The organism is Desulfovibrio sp. UIB00, from assembly GCF_022508225.1.
GTDB lineage: Bacteria > Desulfobacterota > Desulfovibrionia > Desulfovibrionales > Desulfovibrionaceae > Desulfovibrio.
Map to the genome: position 1 here is coordinate 308,662 of NZ_JAETXJ010000002.1, position 23,163 is coordinate 331,824.

At 57.1% G+C, this 23,163-nt stretch carries 20 protein-coding genes; 8 read left to right on the forward strand and 12 right to left on the reverse strand.

What is annotated here, in order from left to right; translation table 11 throughout:
- Positions 1-2: 2 nt before the first annotated feature.
- The 3 genes from JMF94_RS04285 to lysS form a co-directional block, all read right to left on the reverse strand.
- Positions 3-1,229, reverse strand: coding sequence for a lipoprotein-releasing ABC transporter permease subunit (locus JMF94_RS04285; protein WP_240823929.1), 1,227 nt, complete (start codon positions 1,227-1,229; stop codon positions 3-5).
- 426 nt (positions 1,230-1,655) lie between these two features.
- Complete coding sequence (locus JMF94_RS04290; RefSeq protein ID WP_240823930.1) at positions 1,656-3,749, reverse strand: methyl-accepting chemotaxis protein; 2,094 nt, start codon at positions 3,747-3,749, stop codon at positions 1,656-1,658.
- A gap of 288 nt (positions 3,750-4,037) precedes the next feature.
- The gene (gene lysS, locus JMF94_RS04295) at positions 4,038-5,543 is read right to left on the reverse strand and encodes a lysine--tRNA ligase (RefSeq protein WP_240824206.1); all 1,506 of its coding nucleotides are present in this window, start codon (positions 5,541-5,543) and stop codon (positions 4,038-4,040) included.
- Between the two features lie 381 nt (positions 5,544-5,924).
- On the opposite strand from lysS, the gene JMF94_RS04300 reads away from it, so the two are divergent.
- The 4 genes from JMF94_RS04300 (at position 5,925) to JMF94_RS04315 (ending at position 11,323) form a co-directional block, all read left to right on the forward strand.
- Positions 5,925-6,485: an ACT domain-containing protein gene (locus JMF94_RS04300; protein ID WP_240823931.1), complete on the forward strand. Its 561-nt coding sequence runs from the start codon at positions 5,925-5,927 to the stop codon at positions 6,483-6,485.
- A 178-nt stretch (positions 6,486-6,663) separates the two neighbouring features.
- Positions 6,664-8,049, forward strand: a complete 1,386-nt coding sequence (locus JMF94_RS04305; protein WP_192112466.1) for a PFL family protein — start codon at positions 6,664-6,666, stop codon at positions 8,047-8,049.
- 184 nt (positions 8,050-8,233) lie between these two features.
- Complete coding sequence (locus JMF94_RS04310) at positions 8,234-8,878, forward strand: DNA-3-methyladenine glycosylase 2 family protein (RefSeq protein WP_240823932.1); 645 nt, start codon at positions 8,234-8,236, stop codon at positions 8,876-8,878.
- Between the two features lie 351 nt (positions 8,879-9,229).
- Positions 9,230-11,323: a methyl-accepting chemotaxis protein gene (locus tag JMF94_RS04315; RefSeq protein ID WP_240823933.1), complete on the forward strand. Its 2,094-nt coding sequence runs from the start codon at positions 9,230-9,232 to the stop codon at positions 11,321-11,323.
- 83 nt (positions 11,324-11,406) lie between these two features.
- Here JMF94_RS04315 and JMF94_RS04320 read toward each other — a convergent pair whose 3' ends face one another.
- Together JMF94_RS04320 and JMF94_RS04325 are read right to left on the reverse strand one after the other, a co-directional pair.
- Positions 11,407-12,189 carry a TSUP family transporter gene (locus JMF94_RS04320; RefSeq protein ID WP_240823934.1) on the reverse strand — a complete coding sequence of 261 codons (783 nt, stop codon included), beginning with the start codon at positions 12,187-12,189 and terminating at the stop codon, positions 11,407-11,409.
- Between the two features lie 5 nt (positions 12,190-12,194).
- Complete coding sequence (locus JMF94_RS04325; RefSeq protein WP_022658003.1) at positions 12,195-12,542, reverse strand: DMT family protein; 348 nt, start codon at positions 12,540-12,542, stop codon at positions 12,195-12,197.
- A gap of 216 nt (positions 12,543-12,758) precedes the next feature.
- On the opposite strand from JMF94_RS04325, the gene JMF94_RS04330 reads away from it, so the two are divergent.
- On the forward strand, positions 12,759-13,598 hold the full coding sequence (locus tag JMF94_RS04330) for a hypothetical protein (protein ID WP_240823935.1): 840 nt from the start codon (positions 12,759-12,761) through the stop codon (positions 13,596-13,598).
- Positions 13,599-13,834: 236 nt separating this feature from the next.
- Here JMF94_RS04330 and JMF94_RS04335 read toward each other — a convergent pair whose 3' ends face one another.
- The 4 genes from JMF94_RS04335 to JMF94_RS04350 form a co-directional block, all read right to left on the reverse strand.
- Positions 13,835-14,398 (reverse strand): tetratricopeptide repeat protein, encoded by a 564-nt coding sequence (locus JMF94_RS04335; RefSeq protein WP_240823936.1) that lies wholly within the window; start codon positions 14,396-14,398, stop codon positions 13,835-13,837.
- 335 nt (positions 14,399-14,733) lie between these two features.
- The gene (gene cmk / locus JMF94_RS04340; RefSeq protein ID WP_240823937.1) at positions 14,734-15,429 is read right to left on the reverse strand and encodes a (d)CMP kinase; all 696 of its coding nucleotides are present in this window, start codon (positions 15,427-15,429) and stop codon (positions 14,734-14,736) included.
- Positions 15,426-16,559 (reverse strand): histidinol-phosphate transaminase, encoded by a 1,134-nt coding sequence (gene hisC, locus JMF94_RS04345; RefSeq protein WP_240823938.1) that lies wholly within the window; start codon positions 16,557-16,559, stop codon positions 15,426-15,428. Before hisC ends, cmk begins: the two co-directional genes overlap by 4 nt.
- A 208-nt stretch (positions 16,560-16,767) precedes the next feature.
- Positions 16,768-17,220 carry a universal stress protein gene (locus tag JMF94_RS04350; protein ID WP_240823939.1) on the reverse strand — a complete coding sequence of 151 codons (453 nt, stop codon included), beginning with the start codon at positions 17,218-17,220 and terminating at the stop codon, positions 16,768-16,770.
- A gap of 298 nt (positions 17,221-17,518) precedes the next feature.
- On the opposite strand from JMF94_RS04350, the gene JMF94_RS04355 reads away from it, so the two are divergent.
- Positions 17,519-18,031, forward strand: a complete 513-nt coding sequence (locus JMF94_RS04355) for a hypothetical protein (protein WP_240823940.1) — start codon at positions 17,519-17,521, stop codon at positions 18,029-18,031.
- A gap of 222 nt (positions 18,032-18,253) precedes the next feature.
- Here the strand turns inward: JMF94_RS04355 and JMF94_RS04360 are convergent, their stop codons facing one another.
- From JMF94_RS04360 to JMF94_RS04370, 3 genes are all read right to left on the reverse strand, one after another.
- Entirely contained in the window at positions 18,254-18,856 is a 603-nt protein-coding gene (locus JMF94_RS04360; protein WP_240823941.1) for a periplasmic heavy metal sensor, read from the reverse strand.
- A gap of 73 nt (positions 18,857-18,929) precedes the next feature.
- Positions 18,930-19,103: a hypothetical protein gene (locus JMF94_RS04365; protein WP_240823942.1), complete on the reverse strand. Its 174-nt coding sequence runs from the start codon at positions 19,101-19,103 to the stop codon at positions 18,930-18,932.
- Positions 19,104-19,144: 41 nt separating this feature from the next.
- Positions 19,145-19,435, reverse strand: a complete 291-nt coding sequence (locus JMF94_RS04370; RefSeq protein WP_240823943.1) for an SHOCT domain-containing protein — start codon at positions 19,433-19,435, stop codon at positions 19,145-19,147.
- A 234-nt stretch (positions 19,436-19,669) separates the two neighbouring features.
- Here JMF94_RS04370 and JMF94_RS04375 point away from each other — a divergent pair, with 234 nt between their 5' ends.
- Positions 19,670-21,661: an ATP-binding protein gene (locus JMF94_RS04375; RefSeq protein WP_240823944.1), complete on the forward strand. Its 1,992-nt coding sequence runs from the start codon at positions 19,670-19,672 to the stop codon at positions 21,659-21,661.
- Between the two features lie 72 nt (positions 21,662-21,733).
- Positions 21,734-23,095 carry a sigma-54 dependent transcriptional regulator gene (locus JMF94_RS04380; RefSeq protein WP_240823945.1) on the forward strand — a complete coding sequence of 454 codons (1,362 nt, stop codon included), beginning with the start codon at positions 21,734-21,736 and terminating at the stop codon, positions 23,093-23,095.
- Positions 23,096-23,163 lie beyond the last annotated feature (68 nt).

Here is a 23,163-nt window from a genome sequence, read left to right on the forward strand (position 1 = left end):
GGCTATTCGTAGCGCAGGGCTTCTGCCGGTTGCAGGCGCGATGCCTGCCGTGCCGGGTAAAGGGTGGCCAGAAAACACAGCAGCATGGCGCTTGCGCCAATGATGAGCACATCGGAGAGGGTTATGATAATGGGCAGATGATCGAGGGTATAGACGTTTTCAGGCAGTTTGATGAACTGGTAGCGCTTGAGCAGCCAGCCGAGTGAAAGGCCAAACGCATAGCCAAGCAATGTGCCGATAACCCCGATAATTGTGCCCTGAAACATGAAAATACGCCGTATCATGCTGCTTGTGGCGCCCATGGACATCATGATGGCGATGTCCCGCGTTTTTTCCATAACCAGCATGACCAGTGTTGTTACAATAGAGAAAGAACCGATGAGCACCACCATGGCCAGCAAAATGAACATGCCGATTTTTTCCAGCTTGAGCGCTGCAAAAAGGTTGGCGTTCATTTCCATCCACGAGCGCACGTAGAAGGGCGAGCCAAGCTCGGTTGAAACTTCGGCGGCTGTTTTGTCCGCCTTGTAAACATCGGCCACGGTCAGTTCCACGCCCGAAAGATAATTTTCCGGCAGGCCCAGCACATCGCGAGCGGCGTTGAGTGTAACAAAACCCAGCGAGGAATCGTATTCAAACATGCCTGTCTTGAAAATGCCCACCACTTCAAAGGGGCGCACACGCGGCGCGTAGCCCGAGGTGGTTTTTTGCCCGGAGGGCGAAAGCAGATTCACGCGGCTGCCCATGCCAAGCCCAAGGCGCTTGGCCAGCTCCTCGCCGATAATAAGCCCTGGTGCGCCTTCGCGTTCAAGATCGGCAGCAGAACCCACGCGCATCTGGCGCAGCATGGAAAGCACCGCAGGGGCCGACTTCGGATCAATGCCCCGCAAGACCACGCCCTTGACGCCGCCGCCAGCGGAAAGCATGACTTCCGTGTAAATAAAGGGGGTTGCCCCGGTCACACCCTTGACGGAGCGCACCCGATCCAGAAGGTCGGTGCGGTTCTCAAAGGCCGAGGGGATGTAGGACATGACAATGGCGTGGGCATTGGCCCCGAGGATTTTGTCGCGCATGTCGGTGGTGAGGCCGTTGTACACGCCAAGCACCACCACCAGCGCACCAACGCCGATAGCCACGCCCAGAATGGACATGATCGATATGATGTAGATGAATGTCTGCTTTCGCCTCGAAAAGAGGTAGCGCAGGGCAACGAATAGTTCAAATGACATTTGCGGCATATTGTCCCACCTTGCCCGGATATTCAAGAGTTATTTTAGACCTGGGACATTGCGTTGCCGCAAGGCAAGTCAATAGTGTCAGGGATTGCCGCTGGCAGGCAGCGCGCAACTGTCTGTACCTGGACAAACGTCCCGCAGCAGGGCACTTGTCAAGGGCAGGTACCCGGTGCAGCCCCCGGTGGGGAGAAGGTGCCAGACTGGCGCATATGCGGCGTTGCAGCTGGAACACAGACGGTCCCGTTGTACCATTCTGCCTGTTGCCAGTTTTTTTCAGTCTGGTGTTGTTTTTGAAAATATCCCCATTCGCAGAGCAACTACCAGGCAAAAGCCCCCGGCTGGCAAACCAGACCGGGGGCCTCTTTTTATCTTGTCCTCAAGGGCAAGACTAATCATCCACAAGTTTTATTGTTCCGGTTTTTAGCCCCGTTTCATAGCCTCAATAAGTTCGCTCAGTCTGCGTGCCTGCTGGGCAAGGTCGGCCACGGCCTTTGTGGCCTGGCCCATTGCCTGCGAAGTCTGGCCGGACATGGCGTTGACCTGCACGATGGACTGGTTGATTTCTTCGCTGGCAGCGGATTGCTCCTCGCTTGCGGTGGCAATTGCGCTTACCTGATCGGCAGTGGCTTCCACATTGCTCACGATATCCCGCAGGGCGGCGCCCGACTGGTTGGCAAATTCGGTGGCCGTATTTACTTCCGCCAGGGCCTTGTCCATTGCGGCCACACTCTGTGAAGCGCTCTGCTGGATGGCAGATATAGCATTGCCCACGTCGTTGGTGGAGGACATGGTTTTTTCCGCCAGTTTGCGCACTTCATCGGCCACCACCGCAAACCCTCGCCCGGCGTCGCCAGCGCGTGCGGCCTCAATGGCGGCATTGAGCGCCAACAGGTTGGTCTGGTCGGCAATATCCGAGATCACGTTCATGATCTGGGTAATGGCCTGGGCATGCTGGTTCAGCTTGGTCATGTCGTCCTTGAGCGCCAGCGAAACTTTTTGCACCTGACCGATGCTCTGCAAGGCGCTTTCCACAATATGTGCGCCGCTTTCCGCATTGGTGCGCGTTTCGGCAGAAACTGCCGAGGCCGAGGAGGCGTTGCGGGCCACTTCCTGCACGGTCACGTTCATCTGGTTCATGGCCGTTGCGGCCTCGCTGAGGCGCTGGGCCGACTGCGCGGCTATCTGGTCCGACTGCTCAATCTGCCCGGAAAGCTGGCTTGAGGCCGTGGAGATGATGGCGACCACTTCTTCCAGTTGACCCGCTGCGGTGAGCATGCCTTCGCGTTTGGCATTCTCTGCCCTTTGGGCCGCTTCTTCAGCACGTGCGGTAGCAAGCCTGGCTTCTTCCGTTGCCTGTTGGGCGTCTCTGGCTTTTTGCTCGCTTTCTTGCAGCAAATTTTTGATGTTGCCGACCATGTGTTCCATACCCGATGCCAGCGTGCTGAATTCATCACGGCGTTTTTCTGCGGCAAAGAGCATGGCTTTTTCTGCGGGGGTTGTTTCAAGGCGGCCTTCCGCAACGGATTCCGCAATGCCGGAAATGCCCCTGAGCAGTCGCGCGATGGCGCGCGCCGCAAAGAAGATGATCAGCCCGACCACAAGAGCGCTTGCAAAAGTCAACATCATGGAGTTGCCCAGCATTATCCGCGTGGGTGTGTAGATTTCGTCTCTGTCCACTTCCAGGCAAAGAACCCAGCCGACTTCCGGCATGGCCCGATAAAAGACAGACTTGTTGCTGCCGTCTTCACCCGTAAATCTCACCAGCCCCTCAGGGTTTTTCAATATCTCCGCAACATAAGGTTTTTTGCTGTCATCCCGCCCAAAGGCCTTGAGGTCGCGGTTCAGCATCATCATGCCCTTGGTGTCATAGGCATAGATGCCGCCCTTGGTGCCGAAATCGATCTGGCTTGTGGTGGTACGGGCGAGATTTTCGTTGTCAACGCCTGCCCACACGAGGCCTTCGGGCTTGCCATCGCGCATGATGGGCAGGCCAATGATTGTTGCAACCTTACCCGTGGTTTTGCTGATCACGCCGGTAATGGTTTTTTTGCCTTGCATGGCGCGCTGGTAGTATGAGCGGTCAGTAAAACTCACCCCGACGGATTTGCTGGGATGTTTTTCGCCTGCCAGATGATGGGCAATGGCTATGCCGTCCCCTCCGGCAACACCGCAAAATTCAAAGTTGGAATTGAGCGTCACAAAGGTATTGAGTGCGGCATCCGCATCGTTGAACAGTGTGCGCGTCATGACCTCAGGCATTTTATCGTTGACGGCGTCAAGATATAAAATAACCCGATTGTCGGCGGCAACCATGGCGAGCGACTCTTCCATCACCTTCAACATGGCGTGCAGGCCGATGCTTTGGCAGCGCAGCAGCGATCTGGCATCGTTGATAATCTGGTCGCGCAAGTTGCTTTCAGAAATTTTATAGCTCACGCCTGCGACCAGCAACAGCCCTGCAATTGCCGGAGTAAGAATGGACAGGAGCATCTTGCTCAGCAGCCCCATTTTCATAAGAACCTCCTCGCCCAAACCAATGCGATAAATGTATGCGCCATGCGCGAACACATGCCCAATGGACTTGGTTTACACTTTTATGAGTATAACTATCGACCAGTGGCGACAATAGTATATACCTTTGATTCAAAAATGTTTTTTGACAGGTAATTTTTTATAACGGACTGAGTTTGCATCTTGTTAAAACTGCTGAACAACAAAAAAGCGCCGCCAATAAGGCGGCGCTTCGTGAAGCGAGCGTCAATACTCTTTACAGACAGTCAAACAAGGTAGTGCCCTATCGTTCTATACTTCCGGGCGCAGCAAGGGGAAGAGAATAACTTCGCGGATTGAGGCACAGTCGGTGAGCAGCATCACGAGGCGGTCAATGCCCACGCCCTGGCCCGCAGCCGGAGGCATGCCGTATTCAAGGGCGCGCAGGTAGTCCTGATCCATGCTGTGGGCTTCGTCATCGCCTGCTTCGCGTTCGCGCACTTGATCTTCAAAGCGCAGGCGTTGATCCACAGGGTCATTGAGTTCCGAAAAGGCGTTGGAAAGCTCGCGTCCGGTGATGAACAGCTCGAAGCGGTCCGTCAGTTCCGGATGCTCGTCATTGCGGCGCGAAAGCGGCGAAATTTCCGTGGGGTAATGATAGATGAAGTGGGGCTGAATAAGCTTGCCTTCCACATCAAGATCAAAAAGTTTGGCATGCAGCTTTTGCAGGCTTTCACTGTCGGCGGCCTTTTCGCCGCGCGAACGGATGTAGGCCTTGACCTTGCCGTAATCATTGTAGAATTCCGGCGAATGGCCGCCCACCTGAGTGAGCGAATCGTAGAAGCTGAGGCGCGTCCACTTGCCGGGCGTGAGGTCGATCATTTCGCCCTGATAGGGCACCACGGTGGTGCCGCAGGCAGTCATGGCAAGATGGGCAAAAAGCTGTTCCGTAAAGTCCATGAGGTCTTCAAACGTGGCATAGGCCCAGTAGAATTCGCACATGGTGAATTCCGGATTATGGCGTGTGTCGATGCCTTCGTTGCGGAAGTTGCGGTTCAGTTCAAAGACTTTTTCAAATCCGCCCACCAGCAGCCGCTTGAGATAGAGTTCGGGCGCAATGCGCAAAAACAGGGGCAGATCAAGGGCATTGTGGTGTGTTTTGAAAGGCTTGGCCGCAGCGCCGCCAGCCAGCGGCTGCATCATGGGAGTTTCCACTTCCATAAAGCCGTGGTCTTCCATAAAGCGGCGGAATTCGCGCACAATCAGGCTGCGTTTGAAGAAAATTTCTCGCGCGCGCGGCGTGACGATAAGGTCAACGTAGCGCTGGCGGTAGCGCGTTTCCATGTCTGTGAGGCCGTGATATTTTTCCGGCAGGGGGCGCATGGAGCGCGTGATGAGCTTGATCTTGCGGCAGGCAATGGTGAGTTCGCCCGTCTTGGTGCGGAACAGGTGGCCGGAAACGCCCACGATGTCGCCCACGTCGAGCTTTTTGACCACAGTGTAGTTTGCTTCATCCATGTGTTCGCGCGAGGCGTAACACTGGATGCGGCCACTCTGATCCATAATATGAAAGAAGGCCACCTTGCCGAACGAGCGCAGGGAAACTATGCGGCCCGCAATGGCAAACACGTCTTCCTGGCTGTCCAGGGAGTCGCCTTCAAGAGCGCCGAATTTGTCCAGCACCCAGGCAACGTCGTGTTCCTTGCGGAAGTCGTTGGGGAAAAGCGGTACGCCCGCATCCAAAAGGTCGCACGATTTGACAACTCTGTTTTTGACAACTTCGTTGAGGCCTTCGCGCGCGGCGAAACTTTCCAGCATGGGCATAAAATAGCCCGCATGCTGCGACTTGGTACCCAGCTTGATAGCCGGCTTGCTGTTTTTCTTTTCCCGAGTATCCACGTAACGACTCCTGAATGGCCCATACCTGAAAGGAGCGTTACGGTATGCCATTCACGCTTGGGCGTCAAGATTGTGAGGAATGTGTCTACAACTTGCTGTAAAATCATGGTTTGTTGAATGCTCCTGGTGTTGATGCTACTCTGGCGCAACAGGAAACATCAATGCAAGCGGCGGCTTATATCCGCGCCAGTCGGGGCTTTGCGCCCCCTTGAAGTTTTGACCTGTTTACGTATATAAAGACCTTTTACACGATACAACCGCCGTCAGGATCAAGCTGGCGGCTTTTTCAAGGAAAGCGTCATGCAAAAATTTACAGCCTCCTTTCTGGGGCGCGACTGCCCCGGTGTGGTGGCCTCTGTCAGCCGCATTCTCGAAGACAGCGGCTGCAACATCGAAGAAGTGACCCAGACCATCCTCTCCGGCGAATTTGCGGCTATCTTTGTTGTTGCTGCGCCGGAAAAAAACGCGGAAACCCTGCGCTCCAAGCTGAGCGCCGGGCTGGAATCCGCCAAGGTTGATCTCTCCGTCCTCGTGCGGCCCGCAATCAAGGGGCAGTGGGGCACAGACCTGCACTGCGAACCCTTTGTGGTCACTGCCGACGGGCCGGACAAGCCCGGTCTTATCGCCGCCATGAGCCGCGTGTTTGCCCAACATGGTGTGAACATTGAAAGTCTCAAGGCCATTCTGGGCGAGGGCGGCAACAACCATGCGCTTTTTGTTTTTGAAGTCATGGTGCCTGACAGTGTTGACATGGGCCGCCTGCGCCGTGAGCTTGACTGCGAAGGGCAGAAGCGAGATCTGCGCGTCAGCGCCCAGCACAGGGATATTTTTGAGGCTGTGCATCGGGTAAATTCTTTTTAGACCTCACATCGCCGAGGCGCATGCGCCCTCCGGTCTGCGTCTGAAACATGGCGTGATCCGGTTTCAGAGACGATGCACATTCCCCTGAACGCCCGGTTTTGCGCGTCAGGGCAAAACCGCCTTCCGGGCGGGGCCGCCATAGGGCAGGCCGACAGCCCGAACATACAGGAAGACCTCCATGCTTTCAGAACGCGAAGTTATAAGCACCCTGAACATGCTCCGCAACGAGCATCTTGACGTGCGCACAGTCACCCTTGGCGTGAGCCTGTTTGACTGCGTCAGCCATGACCTTGATCTTTTTACCGCCAACGTTAAGGCCAAGTTGCGCCGCTACGCCTCCCAGCTCGTGAGCGTGTGCAACGAAGTGGGCGACAAATACGGCATCCCCGTGGTGAACAAACGCATCAGCGTGAGCCCCATTGCTGTGGTGGGCGCGCCCTTTGGCCCGGATGGCATGGTGCGCGTGTGCAAGGCCCTTGACGAGGCCGCCAAGGAAGCCGGCGTTGATTTTCTGGGCGGTTTCTCTGCTCTGGTGGAAAAGGGCTTTGCCAAGGGCGACCGCGCCCTGATTGAAGCGCTGCCCCAGGCCCTGGCCGAAACCGACCGCATCTGCTCATCCATCAACGTGGCTTCGTCGCGCAGCGGCATTAATATGGATGCTGTGGCCCTTATGGGTCAGCAGATCCTCAAGGTGGCCGAAGCCACCGCCGAGCGCGGCGGCATCGGCTGCGCCAAGCTGGTGGTTTTTGCCAATATTCCGCAGGATGTTCCTTTCATGGCTGGCGCTTACCTTGGCGTGGGCGAGCCTGACGTAGTCATCAACGTGGGCGTTTCCGGCCCCGGCGTGGTCAAAAAAGCCCTGGATCGCGCCCGCGAAGCCGGACACAACGGCAAGGGCGGCCGCCTTACCCTGCTGGATATGGCCGAAGTCATCAAGCGCACGGCCTACAAGGTGACACGCGTGGGCGAAATGATCGGTACCGAAGTTGCCACCCGTCTGGGCCTGCCCTTTGGCGTGGCCGACCTTTCCTTGGCTCCTACGCCTGCGGTGGGCGACTCTGTAGGCGAAATTTTTCAGAGCATGGGCCTTTCGAGCATCGGCGCGCCCGGCACCACTGCCGTGCTGGCCATGCTCAATGATGCGGTGAAAAAGGGCGGCGCGTTCGCTTCTTCGTCCGTGGGCGGTCTGTCCGGCGCGTTTATCCCTGTGTCTGAAGATTCCAGCATCGAGGCTGCGGCCACCTCCGGTCTGCTCAGCCTTGAAAAGCTGGAAGCCATGACCAGCGTGTGCTCTGTGGGGCTGGACATGATCGCCATCCCCGGTGATACGGCCGCTTCGACCATTTCCGGCATCATTGCCGATGAAATGGCCATTGGCGTTATCAACACCAAGACCACGGCAGTGCGCCTTATTCCCGTGCCCGGCAAGGGAGTTGGCGAAGAAGTGTCTTTTGGCGGTCTGCTCGGCAAGGCTGCCATTATACCCGTGCCCAAGGGTGACGCCACAGACTTTATCGGCCTTGGTGGTCGAATTCCTGCGCCGATTCACAGCCTCAAAAACTAGGCTGGTTAAGCTTTAGCTGTTTTAAAAGCGGGCATAGTTCCTTTACGGCGTGGAATCTTTGAGATTCCGCGCCGTTTTTTATGGTCGATCGGCGCAATAAAATCATCCAGTGAACTTTTTTATTTGCGCCAATACGATGACTTGCTGTATGTTCAGATGCAGAAACCTTGTCCAGGACGTAATAATGCCTCAATATTTTATCTACGGCCAAAAAGAAATCGACTTCCTTTCGCGCAAAGACAAACGTCTGGCCGCTGCCATGGAACGCATCGGCCCCATACAGCGGGAGGTGCGGCCCGACCTGTTTGACGCGCTCATGCATTCCATAGTCGGGCAGCAGATTGCCACCAAGGCGCAGCAGACCGTGTGGGCGCGGCTTGTGCTTGCCCTTGGCGAGGTGACGCCTGAAACCATTGACGGCGCAGAGACGGCCACGTTGCAGGGAGTGGGGCTATCCTTCCGCAAGGTTGGCTATATGAAGGCAGCCGCGCGCAAGGTGCTGCTGGGAGAACTGGATGTGGAGGCCCTGAGGCTCATGGACGATGCCAGCCTCTGCGCCACCCTGTGCGCGCTGGACGGGGTTGGCGTGTGGACAGCCGAAATGCTTATGCTGTTTTCACTCCAGCGGCCTGATGTGCTCAGTTTTGGCGACCTTGCCATCCTGCGGGGCCTGCGCATGCTGCACCGACACCGGGAAGTCCGCCGCGACCGCTTTGAAATATATCGTCGCCGCTACAGCCCTTTTGGTTCGGCGGCAAGCCTGTATCTGTGGGCCATAGCGGGCGGGGCTTTGCCTGATCTCTCTGATCCGGCGGCTTCAACGCGCTGAGAACGCCGATCCCTTTTTTCACGCAGTAGGAACTCACCGCAGCCTGGTGTTGCTCCGTCATATTGAGCTTATCACAAATAGTTGTGAATATCTTAAGTCAGATATTTATGACTTCTTCCTCATAATGAGATTGGTAGCTATCAGCGCGAAACGACACCGTAAAAATTCCTATTACGTTCGTAGTAATTTCTTGTGAAAATAAGTATAATTGATATATTGGAAGTCGCGTTTTGTCCGATAAGCACACAAGAGTAGACCTGTCATACGGGATTTCAGGGGTAGTTTGATTTTTCACATGGTAATTAGCCTTTCGGTCATTCAGTGCGTAGACGCAACGCAAAAGGGGTAGTGATGAAACTCGGGTTACTTGCGAAAATGGGAATTTCCATCCTCACTCCGGCAATAGTGGGGCTGATGCTTGTGGCAGGGGTTTGCTACAAGATGTCAGAAGAAATCCTGCGAGAGCAGATTGCCACAGATATGAGCGCATTACTTGAGTGCCAGAGCATCGGGCTTGACGCTGTGTTCACGGGGATAGAACAGAGCCTGAAAACCATGACCGAGAACCAGCGCATACAAGATCAAGTGATGGCTTATACAGAAGGCAGGCCGGGAATTTTTGATGGTTCGCTGTTTACCAGGGCAGATCGAGCCCTTGAGTCCTTCGTGACCAGCAATGACATCGTGTATTACGCGGGAATAATTGCCGTAGACGGCACGGTTCTGGGCCACCGTATAGACAAGCAGCAAGGCCCCAGCAAGTTTGTTGGCGGTGATTTTTCCGACCGCGAATACTTTCAGAAAAGCAAAAATGGTCAGCCCAGCGTTGTAGGTATCAAAAGCGCAAGCACAGGCGAGTTTGCCACGGTCATTGCAATGCCGTTGAAGCTGAACAGCCATACCATTGCCGTGTTGGCCGCTGGTATTGATAATAAGATTCTGGCCCAGAACACCACCAATAAAATAAAGGTGGGGCAAAAGGGGCTAGTGTATGTGTATGATATGAAAGGGAATGTCGTTCTGCACCCGGATAAGGCTGTGCTTGGTCGCAACGACAGCAAACTGCCCCATGTGGTCCAACTGCTGGAGCAAAAAAATGGCCGCACCCATTTTGTGAACGACAAGGGTGAAGACAAGGGGCTGTACTACAAAACTCTGCCGCACGAAGGCTGGATTTTGTGCGTGGAATTTGACCGTGGAGAAATCTTCAAGCCCATCAGCGACCTGCTGACCAACGCAAGCCTGCTGACTCTGGCCTGCGCGCTGATAGTCGGAACCATGATCTTTTTCTCGGCCCGGGGCATTGTGCGTATGGTGGGCGGTATTTCAGGCGTGGCCGAAGCCGTTGCCGGTGGTCGCCTTGAAACCAACGACAAGGAACGCGCCCTTTTTGATGCCGCTGAAAAGCGTGGAGACGAATTCAGCACACTTGCGGCGGGCATGCGGCGCATGGTGCAAAGTATCAGACACCTTTTGGGCGAAAGTGAACACAAAACCAAGGCTGCGCAGCACGCTACGGAAGAGGCGGAAAAAGCCACAGCCAGAGCCGAAGAAGCTGCACGTCAGGCCGAGAGCGCCAAGCGCGAGGGCATGCTGACGGCAGCAGGGCAACTGGAAGAAGTGGTGAGCGTTATTTCTGCCGCTTCCACAGAGCTTTCTGCACAGATCGAGCAGTCGGACAGGAGCGCCGTGGAATCTGCCCAGCGTCTGGCCGAGGCAGCCACTGCCATGAATGAAATGAACGCCACCGTGCAGGAAGTGGCTCGCAATGCGTCCGCAGCCTCGGCTGTGTCTGCGGAAACGCGTGCCAATGCTGAAAGCGGGGCGAATATTGTGGAAAACGCCTTGCAGAGCATCGGTCAGGTGCACAAGGTTTCGCTGGCGCTCAAGGGCGACATGACCACGCTGAACCAGCATGCCCAGGCAATTACCCAGATCATGAACGTGATTTCGGACATCGCCGACCAGACCAACCTGCTGGCGCTCAATGCCGCCATTGAAGCCGCACGCGCGGGCGAAGCCGGGCGCGGTTTTGCCGTGGTGGCTGATGAAGTGCGCAAGCTGGCAGAAAAAACCATGGCCTCCACCAATGACGTGGGCAATGCCATTTCTGCCATTCAGGGCAGCGCAGGGCAGAGCGTTGCCGCCATGGACAAGGCTCTGGCAGAGGTGGAAAAGGCCGCCGAGCTTGCAAAGCAGTCCGGCGAAGCCTTGCAGGGAATTGTAACCAAGGTCGAGGAATCGGCAGATCAGGTGAGCGCCATTGCCACGGCCAGCGAGCAGCAGTCCGCCACCAGCGACGAGATCAACCAGTCCATTGTCAGCGTCAACGAAATGTCCAGCCAGACGGCGCAGGCCATGGGCGAAGCTTCCCGGGCCGTGAGCGAGCTTGCCCGGCAGGCCGAGCGCATGAGTGAACTTATCAGCGAGATGAAGCGCGGCTAGTTCTGCACTTCTCTCAATGGCAAACAGCCCCGGAATATCGCATTCCGGGGCTGTTTACGTTGAACTGCAGGGTCGTTGGTTTATCAGTGCATGCTCGGAGCCAGAAAATACTGCCACACGAGGGTCAGCAGCAGGAGGCTGAGCGAAATGGTCAAAAAGCGGCGTACAGCCGCAGGCCCCACGCGAATGGCCAAGCGGCTTCCCATCCAGTTGCCGAGGCAGCAGGCTGCGGCCATTGGCAGGGCCAGGCTCCACACCACCACGCCGTTGACGATGAAAACAACGGCTCCGGCAAAGTTTGAGGCAAGGTTGAGCACCTTGGAGGTGGCGGAGGCTTCCATCAGACCCATGCGCAGAATCCAGTGAAAAGCGAGGATAAGAAAGCTCCCGGTGCCGGGGCCGAAAAATCCGTCATAGCCGCCAATAAGAAGGCATACAAAGGCTACGGGAATCCAGAAGCGGGGGCCGGAGTGCGGCAGGGGCTTCTGTTTGTGTTCTTTCTTGGGCAGCAGGGTTGCGCACATGCCTATGGGCAACAAGGCCACCAGCACCTTGCCAAGAACTGCGGCGTCCAGCAGCAGGGCAAGTCGTGACCCGGCCCACGAACCAACCAGTGAGAAAATAATGCCCGCCAGGGCTACACGCCACAATACCAAGTTGCTGCGGGCAAAGTTGCCAAGCGCAACCGTGGTGCCAAGACAGGCGCTGACCTTGTTGACGCCCAGGGACTGATGCGGCGGTACGCCGGAAAGCAGCAAGGCGGGCATGGTGATAAGCCCGCCGCCGCCAGCGATGGAGTCAATAAATCCACCGCCGAATGCTGCGGCTATGCCAACGGCGTATGTAACCAGACTGAAATCCAACACGTTGCCTACCACTCCTTAAAGATAATCCACGCTGCCAGTACAATGAGCGCAAAACCCACAAGGTGGTTCCAGCGCAAGGGCTCGTGCAGCCAGAAAGCGGAAAAGCCCATGAAAACAGTCAGGGAGATGACTTCCTGAATGGTTTTCAGTTCAGCCGCCGAAAAATAGCCGTAGCCTATCCTGTTGGCGGGCACTTGCAAAACATATTCAAAAAAGGCGATGGCCCAGCTTGTAATGATAACCAGCGGCAGGGCGGTGCTTCTGTAGCGCAGGTGCCCATACCAGGCAAACGTCATGAACAGATTGGAACAAAACAGCAGGCCCACGGTGCTGACGGGAATTGGTATCTGCATGGGAAATCCATTGGACGGTCGCAAGAACAAAAGCCTGGCAGGCCGGAAGAAGTTGAACAGGGCGTCAAATCTCATATCTGCTGCAACATGGCGCGTCAACAGCCTGCAAAGGGCCTCCGGGGCATTGCCGCGCGCCTTGTTTGCCGGGGCAACGCTGAAAGGCTATGGTGCTTGAGCGGCAGATTTTGCGCCGCGCAAGTAATGGAGGAACACTGTATGACGGCACGCTCTCCGCGCGCTAAGGATGTCGAAAACGCAAGCTTCTTGAATACGGGTATGTCATCCGCTTCTGGTGGGCCGCACACCCACGCAACAGTGGAGGCTTCTCCCGACAGGGTGACGTGGGCACTGTTCTGGAAAGCGGCCTTGCTTGTGATAGTTATCTGGGCCGCATCAGCCCTGTGTCTATACTTGTCAGTGGAAGATTTCAGTAAGTCCGGCACCTTTGGTGATTCCTTTGGGGTGCTTAACACACTGTTTTCAGGGCTTGCGTTTGCGGGCATCATTGTTTCCATAAAAATGCAGAACGATGAAATGCGCGAGCAGCGCAAGGAGCTGCAAAAGCAGAAAAAGGCTGCACAGCTCTATCACCGGGAGCGCATGTTTCTGCTGCTTATGGACGAATTTAAAAAATCGCGCGAGCACCGTTTCAGCATAGCGGACGTGCGGATGGTGGTGCGTGAATGTTTGAACGATGTAACCGCCTTAAACGCCCGTAGCGCCGATGCCGGGGCTGCTCTTGTGCGTGAGGTGGAAGGCGTGCTTGCGGGCGTGCATGCGGAAACGCCCCTGTTGCAGGTTTTTGGCCGCAGAGTGTTTCGGCATGAACGCTGCGAGGTGTTCATCAAGACTTTTCGACAGGCGGCTGAGAGCGCCAGAAAGATCGATCCCGCCAACAAGACGGAATACTACGATATTGTTTGCAACAGCATGTCTGATGCGGAGGAGGCCCTGCTGTTCATGTGCGCTGTGGCGCGGGACGGGGCACAGGTTCTCGGTGATCCGCAGGTTATGAAGCTGCGGGAAAGCTACGACGAAATACGGGCCAAGCTCTGAACAGCGGCAACGCCCGCTGCACATATAGCCACTCGCGGGCGGAATGAGCCGCCCAAACACAAAAACCCCTGACGTACATCAGGGGTTTTTCCGGCGCTCCGTGCCGCCGTGCCCGATCCGGAGAACGGATCAATAGCGGCAGCGGCGCGTGGCTTCCCTCAGGGAATGATTTTCCGGCCCCCGACACCCGCCAGGGGCCGGAAAATCATGTGGGGAGGGGAGTATGTACAGGCTGGCTAGGCAGCCATGGTGTCGAAAAGTTCCTTGGCATTGATGTTGGTGGGGTTGGCGCCCAACACCGCTTCAAGGTGTTGCCGGGCTTCTTCGGCGCGGCCAAGGTAGATCATGCAGCCAGCCAGAGTGACGCGAACGGCCTCGGCTTCCACGCCGGAGCGCAAGGTGTCTTCCAGGTAGGGCAGCGCGTTTTCAACGCAGCCAAGCTGATAAGATTCGCGCACCAGGCAGTTGAGGGCCACAATGTTTTCCCTGGATTTCTTCAGGGCTGCTGCAAAGTAGTCAAAGGCCTGCTGGTGGTCGCCCTTTTCCATGTACACAAGGCCAATGCCGCACAGGGCCTTGTCGGTTTCTTCCACAGAAGCGGCCTTCTGGTACAGAACCAGAGCCTTGTCCAGGTCAGAGCGCTGCACGGCCACGGTGGCCAGTCCCAGGAAGGGGGCCGCGCTCTGGGAGTTGCTGCCTGCGGCCTTGCGGTAGTATTCCTCGGCCTTGTCAAAGTCACCCATGAAAAGGTAGCACTCGCCCAATTCCTTATTGATTTCGTAATCCAGTTGATTGCTCATGGTATCCTCCCCAACTGAGGCTGGTTTGTGGTCGGGCGCTTTATGCGCCACTGACTTGCTTTTTTATATGCACTGAACGTGCCAATGGTAAAAGAGTGCAATAAATACAGTGTGGTGATTTGCCTTTTGAGCAAAATATGCGCCAGGGTGGCGGCTTTGCAGCCCTTAAAGCGCCAAAGCCTTGGCGCTCGGGGGCGCTGCGCAGGCAGGATTTTCCTGGTTGGGCAATTCTTGCCGCTGTGTCTTGCGGGCAGCCAAGGGGAAACAAAAGAAGGCCGAACCATAAACGGTTCGGCCTTTAAGGGTGCGAATTGGTGTGCGGATTACTGTGGGCGTCAGGCGGAGCGAAGGCTCTGAGTACCGCCATGTACGTTGATGTGGTGCAGGATGACGCCAAGCACCCCCTCAATGTCAAGATGGGACGTGTCCACAATCAGCGAATCCTGGGCGGGGCGCAGAGGTGCCACGGTGCGGTTGCGGTCTAGGGCGTCACGCTGGCGGATCTGTTCGGTCAGGGTGGCGAGATCCGCCTTTTGCCCGCTGGATTCAAGGTCGTGCAGACGGCGCATGGCGCGTACCTCGGGCGCTGCATCCAGAAAGAACTTGAAGCGCGCATCGGGAAAAACCACTGTTCCCATGTCGCGCCCTTCGGCCACCAGCGGGTACTGCTCGCCAATGGCGCGCTGGGTGGCGCGCAGAATTTCGCGCACCACGGGCACGGTTGCTATGCGGGCCGCCAGCATGCCCACGGCCTCGGTGCGTACCTCGCCCCGAACGGCAACGCCGTTGCAAAACAGGGTGGACTGCTGCCCAAGACCCGAAAGGGTGAACGTCCACTCCGCGCAGCGGGTGCGCAGTTCTTCTTCCGGCAATGTTTCCGCCCCGGCACCCAGCTTGAGCGCCATGCAGCGGAACATGGCCCCGGTATCAAGGTAGGAAAGGCCAAGCCCTTCGGCCACACGCCGGGCCAGCGTGGTTTTGCCCACGCCTGCCGGGCCGTCAAGCGTCACCACAGGAAGCCGCGCACTCATGCCTTTTCCCCTTTATGGGCAATAATATCTGCCATGGCGGAAAGGAAGGCGAGGTTTTCCTGCTGGTTGCCAATGCTGACACGCAACAGATCCGGCAAACCGTAGCTCTTGAGCGGGCGGATGATGATGCCGCGCGCGAGCAGGGTCTCAAAGCATTCGGCAGCATTGGGCGCGCCCTCGGGCATGCCGAACATCAAAAAGTTCGCTTCGCTCGGCCACACCTTGCAACCCAGAGCGGTCAGGCCCGTAAACAGCTCCTTGCGGCCTCTGCGCACGGCATCCTGGGTGGCGTTGTAAAAGGTGTCATCAGCCAGAGCCGCCAGAGCCGCTTCTTCTGCCAGAATGTTGACAGAGAAGGGCAGGCGCGCGCGCCAGACAAAGTCCGCCAGATGGTCAGGCAAAATGCCGTAGCCCACGCGCATACCCGCAAGCCCGAAGCTTTTGGAAAACGTGCGCATAAAGGCCGTGTTGCTTGGCATGATGCCGCTCGCCAGCATGGATGCGGCTTTTTCATCTTCGGCAAAGTCCACGTAGGCTTCGTCCACCACCAGCAGACAGTCGGGGGCCTTCTGCGCCAGATCGCGCGCAAGGGCCTCCACGGCAGCGCGCGGGGGGCAAAAGCCCGAGGGATTGTCGGGCGTGGTCACAAAAACAATGCGCGTGTTGGCGTCCACCAGTTCAAGCAGGGCGGCAAAGTTGAAGGAAAAATCTTCCTCAAGGGGTTGCCGTCGGATCTCTACGCCGCAAATACGCCCCTGAATGGGGTAAATGCTGAAACAGGGGTTGAAACACACAATGTTGTGTGCGCCGGGGATCGCCAGAATGCGGATAAGCAGGTCAATGATTTCGTCCGAACCGTTGCCAACAACCACGCGGTGTTCGTCAACGCCGTGGCGCTGGCCCAGCGCCTTTGCCAGTCGCGGATTGCCGCCCTGCGGATACCGAAAGGCCCCGGCCGCGTGGCGTTCCACAGCCTCTCGGGCCAGAGGGGGCATGCCCAGCGGGTTTTCGTTGCTGGCCATCTTGATAACCTGGGGCAGGTTGTACTTATCCTGGATTTCGGCAATGGAAAGGCCGGGAACATAGGCCTTGAGGGCCATAATTTCCTGGCGCACACTGATCTCGGACATGGTTACTCCACCGGTATCGCCCGCAGGGGCGAAGATTCATGGCTGCGCATGGGGCGCAAGGCGTTTTGCGGCGTTTGTCAGTATGTTTCAGCCAGCAAACCATCGCAATGCGACAGCTTGCTGGCTGAAAAAAATGGAAAGCGTGTCTTTCTTTATGGCTCTCGTGCTGGCGCTACTGCGTGCATGCAGGAAGGGCCAGATATGCCTGTTATTCGCCTGCTTCCGTGGGGCGCACGGTCAGCACGGGCATGTCGGCGTTCTTGACTACCTTTTCCGCCACAGAGCCGAAAAGAATGCGGTCAATGCCCTTGCGGCCATGGGTGCCCATAACGATAAGGTCGGCCTTTTCTTCACGGGCGCGGTTGAGGATTTCTTCGGCGGCATAGCCGATGAGCACCTGCCCCTTGGCTTCAACACCCACGAAATTTTCGGCCACAAACGATTCCATGGACTTTTCAGCGCCGGTCACGATTTCGCCGACAAAATTTTCAATGGTGTTGGGCGGTACATGAAAGCCCACATACTGGCTCAGCGAGGGGGCGGTGTATACAACGAGCACGCTCGCATTGAGCCCCTTGGCAAGAAGCACCGCGTATTCGGCAACTTCCTTGCTGTGTTCGGAAAGGTCTACCGCGCAAAGAATCTTCTTGATATTCTTCATGGCAAACTCCTGTTCCCCCAGGTAGGCAGATTGATTAACGGGCTGGCTGAATATGGCCGACCAAGAGGGGGTTGGTTTGGGATCGCAGCCTTTATCCTTTGCCTTCATCTGTAATAAATGGTAGTTTTTTTCGGCACAATAGACAAGACATTTCGCCTAACGCCGCCAAGGGGCAGGGAAATTTTTTCCCCGTAGCTTCTGTCAGCCTGTGAAAAATCAGCCTGTTATGGAAGTGAACCTTTGTGGCAGGATTTTTGCATTTTTTCTGCAACGGCAGTACGCCAACCCTGGAGGCGACATGAAAGTTACCAACGATCAACTTGAGGCGCTGTTACGCCAGCAGAGCCAGACCCCGGGCACAACCCGAGCGCAGACAACGCAGGGTGGCTTTGAGGCGGCATTGAGCGAACAGATGGGCCTTGAAAATGCCGTTGCATCTTCTGCGTTTCCCACAGCGGCTGCGGGGCAGGCTTCGCAGGCATCCATGATCAGTCAGATGCTGCTTGGCTCCACCCAGTCAGAATCGGTAGATGTGGACGAAGACGTTATCCAGAGCGCCTTTTCGCAGGCTTCCGGCACGCTGGACATGTGGGATTCGTACGTTAACGCCCTGGGCTCTTCGGGCCAGAATGGTTCCTTGCGCGAAGCCTATTCCCTGTTGCAGGGGATAGACGGGCAGGTTTCCGCCCTCAAGAACAGCACGGCCTCTGTACGCGGCCAAAATGCTGGGCTTGATTCTCTGGTTAACGAGCTTGACGTGATGACAACGACAGAAAAAATCAAGTTCAACAGGGGCGACTATACCGCATAGTTGTCCGGACAGAAAAACCGCCGTGAAATCAGGGTTTCACGGCGGTTTTTGCTTGTGATCAGCCGTCTGCTCCCAGGAGCGGGCGGTTTTTTTGCGCATGGCGGTCAGTGTGGCATATGCTGCTGTGTAAATGCTCAAGCCTCCGGAATCATGCGGTTCCGGAGGCTTGCTTTATGGAGGCGCGTTGCCCTTAAACGGGCTGCGCGTTGTGCTGCTGCGAGGTTACTTGTTGCCGGTAGCGCCGGACTGCACGGCGTTGTCTGTGGCGCCAGTCGCGCCCATGCCAGCCATGCCGGGGCAGTTGCCGGGGTTCATCATGCCGTTACCCATCATGCCATGCCCCATGCCGTGCCCGCCCATGCGGTGTCCCATGCCCCGGCCCATGCCGTGGCCAGCCATGAAGGGAATGCCCTTGTCAGACATCTGCTTGAGCATTTCGGCCTTGGCGCTGTAAAGCTTAGCGTCGATTTCGCGCAGATCCTTCTGGGCGGCCTTGACGCGGGCGTCGTCGGGCTTGGCGCCAGCGGCGGCAAGGTTGTTCAGTTCAGCCATCTTGGAAAAATGCTGTTGCATGGTGGGCTGTGTTTTTTCAACAAAGCTCTGGTGAATCTGCTGCATGGTTTCCATCTGCTCGCTGGACAATCCCATGCCAGGGCCCATGCCGTAACCCATGCCGGGGCCCATACCCATGCCCATGCCTGTACCGGGGCCCATGCCTGCGGGGCCGTGTCCGTCGCCGTTCCGGGCGGAGGCAATGCCCGAAAGGCCGAGGAAGATGGCAAGGGTAAGGGCCGCGCCGCTGGTAACGATCTTGGAGGTCTTCATTGTAATATTTCCTTTTGGTTTGATGGTATTTGCGCGTTGGTTGGGAGGTTATTTGCGCAGGCTGACGGAAAGCTTATCGCCCGTAGCCATGCCCGTGGCCGTGGGGGCCGTGCGAGCCGGATTGACCGTTGCCGCACCAGGGGGAGCTGATCTGGGTATCCGCCGTATTGGCGGCAGAGGCGTTTACGGCAAAGGCCAGCACCAGGGCCAGGGAGGCGAAAATCAGGGTAAGCTTGAGAGATTTCATGAATATTCTCCTTTATATCGGCCTGCTGAATGCAGAGCCGTTTAGATGGATTTTTTCAGTTTTTCGTATTCCTCAAGAGTGATTTCTCCAGAGGCCAACCGCCTTTTAAGAATCGCCATGGAATCTGTATAATCCATGTTTCTTCTCTGCGACGGGAATATTCTGCTGATAAAAGCGACCGCAAGGGAAATAATCAGTATCATGAATATGAGGTGCGTCATGCCATTTCCCCATCCCATTACGCTTCCTATATCGCAGCCATACATATCCGTATCCTCAATGTGACGTTGCGCCGTCAGTTTGTTATTTGTCTTCTGATTGGTGCTGCGCATTTCTGCGCCGTTTGATGCTGTATAGGCAAAGGCCGTGCCAAGATGAGTAAAGCACTGTAACTATATAAATTTATTGTATTAACTTGAATTGATAAATCCCCAGCGTTCTCTGTCTGGATTGATGTTGCCCATTTTTTACTCAGTTTTCTGGTCAGCTATCCAATTTTTACCGGGGGGCTTGCGGGGTGAGTAAAAAATACATACTAATGATGCTGCGCCGTTGAGGAAACACTCATGATCCGTTTTCGCCCATCTCTCTCCCAGCGCTTGTCGCGCATGGGCCTTTCACCCTGGATGCTGCTTGGGGCAGCCCTTATTCTCGGCCTGACACTGGTGGGGCTTTCCGTGCGCAGCAACCAGCGCGAGCGGGCCTTTATGGTGCACAACCTTACGGACAGGGCCGAGGCGCTCATCTGGGCGCTTGAAGCCGGAACCCGTACGGGCCTGCGCCTCAGCCCCGGCACAGTGCTTGGCCTGCGCCCGCTGCTCAGCGAAACGGCCCGCCAACCCGGCATTCTCTATATGGCTGTTACCGATGTGAGCGGGGCCATACTTGCCCAGAGCGGCGACAGCTCGCCGATTCCCGGCGTGCCGGATGACGCCGCTCCGGAATTTTCTCCCACTCCCATGATGGTGCAGCCTCAGGATATCCCCCCCCTTGCAGATGTTTCAGACCGGCCCATGTGGCGGGTGCGCAATGTGGATGGAAAAGAAGTTTTTGAGGTTTTTCGGGTATTTGCGCCCCTGAGTCGTTCACATGGGCAACAGCACATGGGTGGGCAACAGCATATGGGCGGCGGGCACGGCTCCCACGGCATGGGCATGATGGGCCGCATGCTGGGGCGTTCCCCTGATATTGACGGGCCTGACCCCAATGATGTGTTTGACAATCCGCCGCCACCCCCTCCCGCACGAGGAGGGTTTGGTGGCCGTCCCGGTCCTGAGGCCCCCCGGCAGGTGGTGGGCGTGGCTCTGGTGGGCTTTGACGCGCGCCCCTTTGAGGATGCTCTGGCGCAGGACGCGCGCAACAACCTGCTCTCTGCCGCGCTTGCGGCCGCATTGGGGTTGGCTGGTTTTGTGTCCCTGTTCTGGATGCATAACAACCGTCGCTGGCGGCGTATTGTGCGCGATCAGCAAGTCATGGCCGCAGAAGTTGTGGCAAACCTCCCCCTTGGCCTTGTGATCAGTGATCCCAACGGGCGTATTGCCATGATCAACGACACGGCTCTGTCCATGTTCGGCAAGCAGCGCGCAGAAATATTTCCTTCTGGCACGGAGGATTCTCAGGGTGGTGCAGACAAGCCCGGCAGGGCTGCGCGGGCACGGCGGCTGCGCAGTCTGCCCGGTCTGGAGTGGGAAGCCCTGGTGGGTAAACTGGTTAAGGGATCGCGCATTTTGGAGCAGGAAACAACGCTCGCCGTGCCGGGAATCAAGCCGTTGACCATCAGCCTTGGCGGCGCGGCCATGCGCAACGAGGACGGCGCTTTTTTGGGCAACGTGTTTGTGTTGCGCGACATTACGGAAATGAAGCGCCTTCAGGCTGACGCCCAGCGCAATGACCGGCTGGCGGCCCTTGGGCATCTGGCGGCGGGTGTGGCCCACGAAATCCGCAATCCCCTGAGCACCATCAAGGGCGTGGCCCTGTATATCGCCAAGCGTATGCCCATGGGTGGACGCGAGGAAGAAGCCGCCCAACGCATGATTGACGAAGTGGAACGGCTGGACCGCGTGGTTTCCGAGTTGCTGGAGTTTGCGCGTCCCGGTTCGTTTGAAACCGTGCAGGCTGATCTTGGCGAGGTCATCGGGCGGGCGCTGCGGCTTGCCGAGGCAGACCTCAAGGCCAAGAACATTACCGTGGTTTTTGAAATGGAACCGGGCTTCCCGCTGGTGCGCATCAGCACGGAGCGGCTCACTCAGGCTCTGCTGAATCTTTTTCTCAACGCGGTTCAGGCCATGGATCACGGCGGCACCCTGCGCGTGAGTACGCGCGCGCTGCCCGATGGCATGTTCAGCATCACCGTGGCCGACACGGGGCCGGGCATTCCGGCAGAGATTCAGGCTTCCATTTTTACGCCCTATTTTACCACAAAATCGTCGGGAACCGGCCTTGGGCTTGCCATTGTCTATCAGATTGCCGAGGGGCACGGCGGGCGCGTCAGCGTTGGCAACGCGCCGGGGCATGGGGCGGAATTTACGCTCACACTGCCTGTAAACGGCAAGGGTTAGGCCGTTCCACACCGTTGCGTTCTGCCCGTGGTACAGACGAAACCGTATACTGACCAGTTCAAGGATAGTTTTATGACTGCAAATCCCGCCATACAGCTGCTGGTGGTGGATGACGACCTCAATCACCGCGAAATGCTGCGCGCCCTGCTTGAAGAGTGGGGCTACGCGCCCACCGGGGCCTCCAGCGGCGAGGAAGCCCTGGAATTGTGCCGTGAGCGCCCTTTTGACCTCATTCTCATGGACGTGCGCATGGGGGGCATGAGCGGCATAGAAGCCACTCGAGCCGTCAAGGCATACAATCCCGCCATTCCCATTTTGATCATGACGGCCTACTCGGACGTCTCCAGCGCCGTGGAAGCGCTTAAGGCCGGGGCTTACGACTATCTCACCAAACCCCTGGCCTTTGACGCTCTCAAGCTTGCCCTTGAGCGTGCGCTGGATCATGCCAGCCTCCGGCATGAGGTGCGGACTCTGCGCCACGAACTGGCAGCAGGTCTGGACGCCCGCAACGTCATAGGGCAAAGCCAGGCCATGCGGCAGGTGCTGGACCTTGTTTCGGCCATTGCGCCCTCGGAGGCTACAGTGCTTGTGACTGGCGAATCCGGCACCGGCAAGGAAGTTGTGGCCAAGCTTATCCACGCCAACAGCAATCGCCGCTCTGGCCCTTATGTGGCCGTGAACTGCGCGGCCCTGACGGAAACCTTGCTTGAATCAGAGCTTTTCGGCCACGAAAAAGGCGCGTTCACCGGGGCGGAAAAACGCCGCGAGGGGCGGTTTCAGGCAGCGGACAAAGGCACGATCTTTCTGGACGAGATTGGCGAAATTCCGCTTTCCATGCAGGTAAAGCTGTTGCGCGTCATTCAGGAACGCGAGTTGCAGCGCGTGGGCGGCGATCAGACCGTGCGGGTGGATGTGCGCATTCTGGCGGCCACCAACAAGGACCTGGCGCGCGAGGTGGAAGAAGGGCGCTTTCGTCAGGATCTGTATTACCGGCTTAACGTGGTGGCCTTGCAGTTGCCGCCTTTGCGCGAGCGCGGTGAGGATATTCCTCTGCTTGCCATGCATTTTATGAAACTTTTTGCCGAGCGCAATGGCAAGACCGTCAAGGGATTTACGCCTGGGGCCATGGATCGCCTGCTGAAGCACAACTGGCCCGGCAATGTGCGCGAGCTGGAAAATGCCGTGGAGCGGGCTGTGGTGCTGCTGGTGGGCGAGTATATCAGTGAGCGCGAGCTGCCGCCCACCATTGGCGGGCAGGAGGCGGAGGTTTCGGCGGCGTCGCGGCTGGATTTTGCCAATATGACGCTTGAGGAGATTGAGCGCATGGCGGTTATGGATACCTTGGCGCAGGTTGGCGGCAACAAGAGCGAGGCTGCGCGGCGTTTGGGGATTAATCGCAAGACGTTGCTGTCAAAGCTTGGGGACGGAAAGTAGCGCCGCAACGGTGACGAGTTGGGCGGCGGGGTGAGCCTGTCGAGCGCATTTACGCAAACCCGACTTTT

Excerpts from the sequence above, each read along its gene's own strand:
- JMF94_RS04285 (WP_240823929.1), bottom strand. The coding sequence starts at position 1,229 with ATGTCATTTGAACTATTCGTTGCCCTGCGCTACCTCTTTTCGAGGCGA.
- JMF94_RS04290 (WP_240823930.1), bottom strand. The coding sequence starts at position 3,749 with ATGAAAATGGGGCTGCTGAGCAAGATGCTCCTGTCCATTCTTACTCCG.
- lysS (WP_240824206.1), bottom strand. The coding sequence starts at position 5,543 with ATGCTGGAAAGTTTCGCCGCGCGCGAAGGCCTCAACGAAGTTGTCAAA.
- JMF94_RS04300 (WP_240823931.1), top strand. The coding sequence starts at position 5,925 with ATGCAAAAATTTACAGCCTCCTTTCTGGGGCGCGACTGCCCCGGTGTG.
- JMF94_RS04305 (WP_192112466.1), top strand. The coding sequence starts at position 6,664 with ATGCTTTCAGAACGCGAAGTTATAAGCACCCTGAACATGCTCCGCAAC.
- JMF94_RS04310 (WP_240823932.1), top strand. The coding sequence starts at position 8,234 with ATGCCTCAATATTTTATCTACGGCCAAAAAGAAATCGACTTCCTTTCG.
- JMF94_RS04315 (WP_240823933.1), top strand. The coding sequence starts at position 9,230 with ATGAAACTCGGGTTACTTGCGAAAATGGGAATTTCCATCCTCACTCCG.
- JMF94_RS04325 (WP_022658003.1), bottom strand. The coding sequence starts at position 12,542 with ATGCAGATACCAATTCCCGTCAGCACCGTGGGCCTGCTGTTTTGTTCC.
- JMF94_RS04330 (WP_240823935.1), top strand. The coding sequence starts at position 12,759 with ATGACGGCACGCTCTCCGCGCGCTAAGGATGTCGAAAACGCAAGCTTC.
- JMF94_RS04335 (WP_240823936.1), bottom strand. The coding sequence starts at position 14,398 with ATGAGCAATCAACTGGATTACGAAATCAATAAGGAATTGGGCGAGTGC.
- cmk (WP_240823937.1), bottom strand. The coding sequence starts at position 15,429 with ATGAGTGCGCGGCTTCCTGTGGTGACGCTTGACGGCCCGGCAGGCGTG.
- hisC (WP_240823938.1), bottom strand. The coding sequence starts at position 16,559 with ATGTCCGAGATCAGTGTGCGCCAGGAAATTATGGCCCTCAAGGCCTAT.
- JMF94_RS04350 (WP_240823939.1), bottom strand. The coding sequence starts at position 17,220 with ATGAAGAATATCAAGAAGATTCTTTGCGCGGTAGACCTTTCCGAACAC.
- JMF94_RS04355 (WP_240823940.1), top strand. The coding sequence starts at position 17,519 with ATGAAAGTTACCAACGATCAACTTGAGGCGCTGTTACGCCAGCAGAGC.
- JMF94_RS04360 (WP_240823941.1), bottom strand. The coding sequence starts at position 18,856 with ATGAAGACCTCCAAGATCGTTACCAGCGGCGCGGCCCTTACCCTTGCC.
- JMF94_RS04365 (WP_240823942.1), bottom strand. The coding sequence starts at position 19,103 with ATGAAATCTCTCAAGCTTACCCTGATTTTCGCCTCCCTGGCCCTGGTG.
- JMF94_RS04370 (WP_240823943.1), bottom strand. The coding sequence starts at position 19,435 with ATGCGCAGCACCAATCAGAAGACAAATAACAAACTGACGGCGCAACGT.
- JMF94_RS04375 (WP_240823944.1), top strand. The coding sequence starts at position 19,670 with ATGATCCGTTTTCGCCCATCTCTCTCCCAGCGCTTGTCGCGCATGGGC.
- JMF94_RS04380 (WP_240823945.1), top strand. The coding sequence starts at position 21,734 with ATGACTGCAAATCCCGCCATACAGCTGCTGGTGGTGGATGACGACCTC.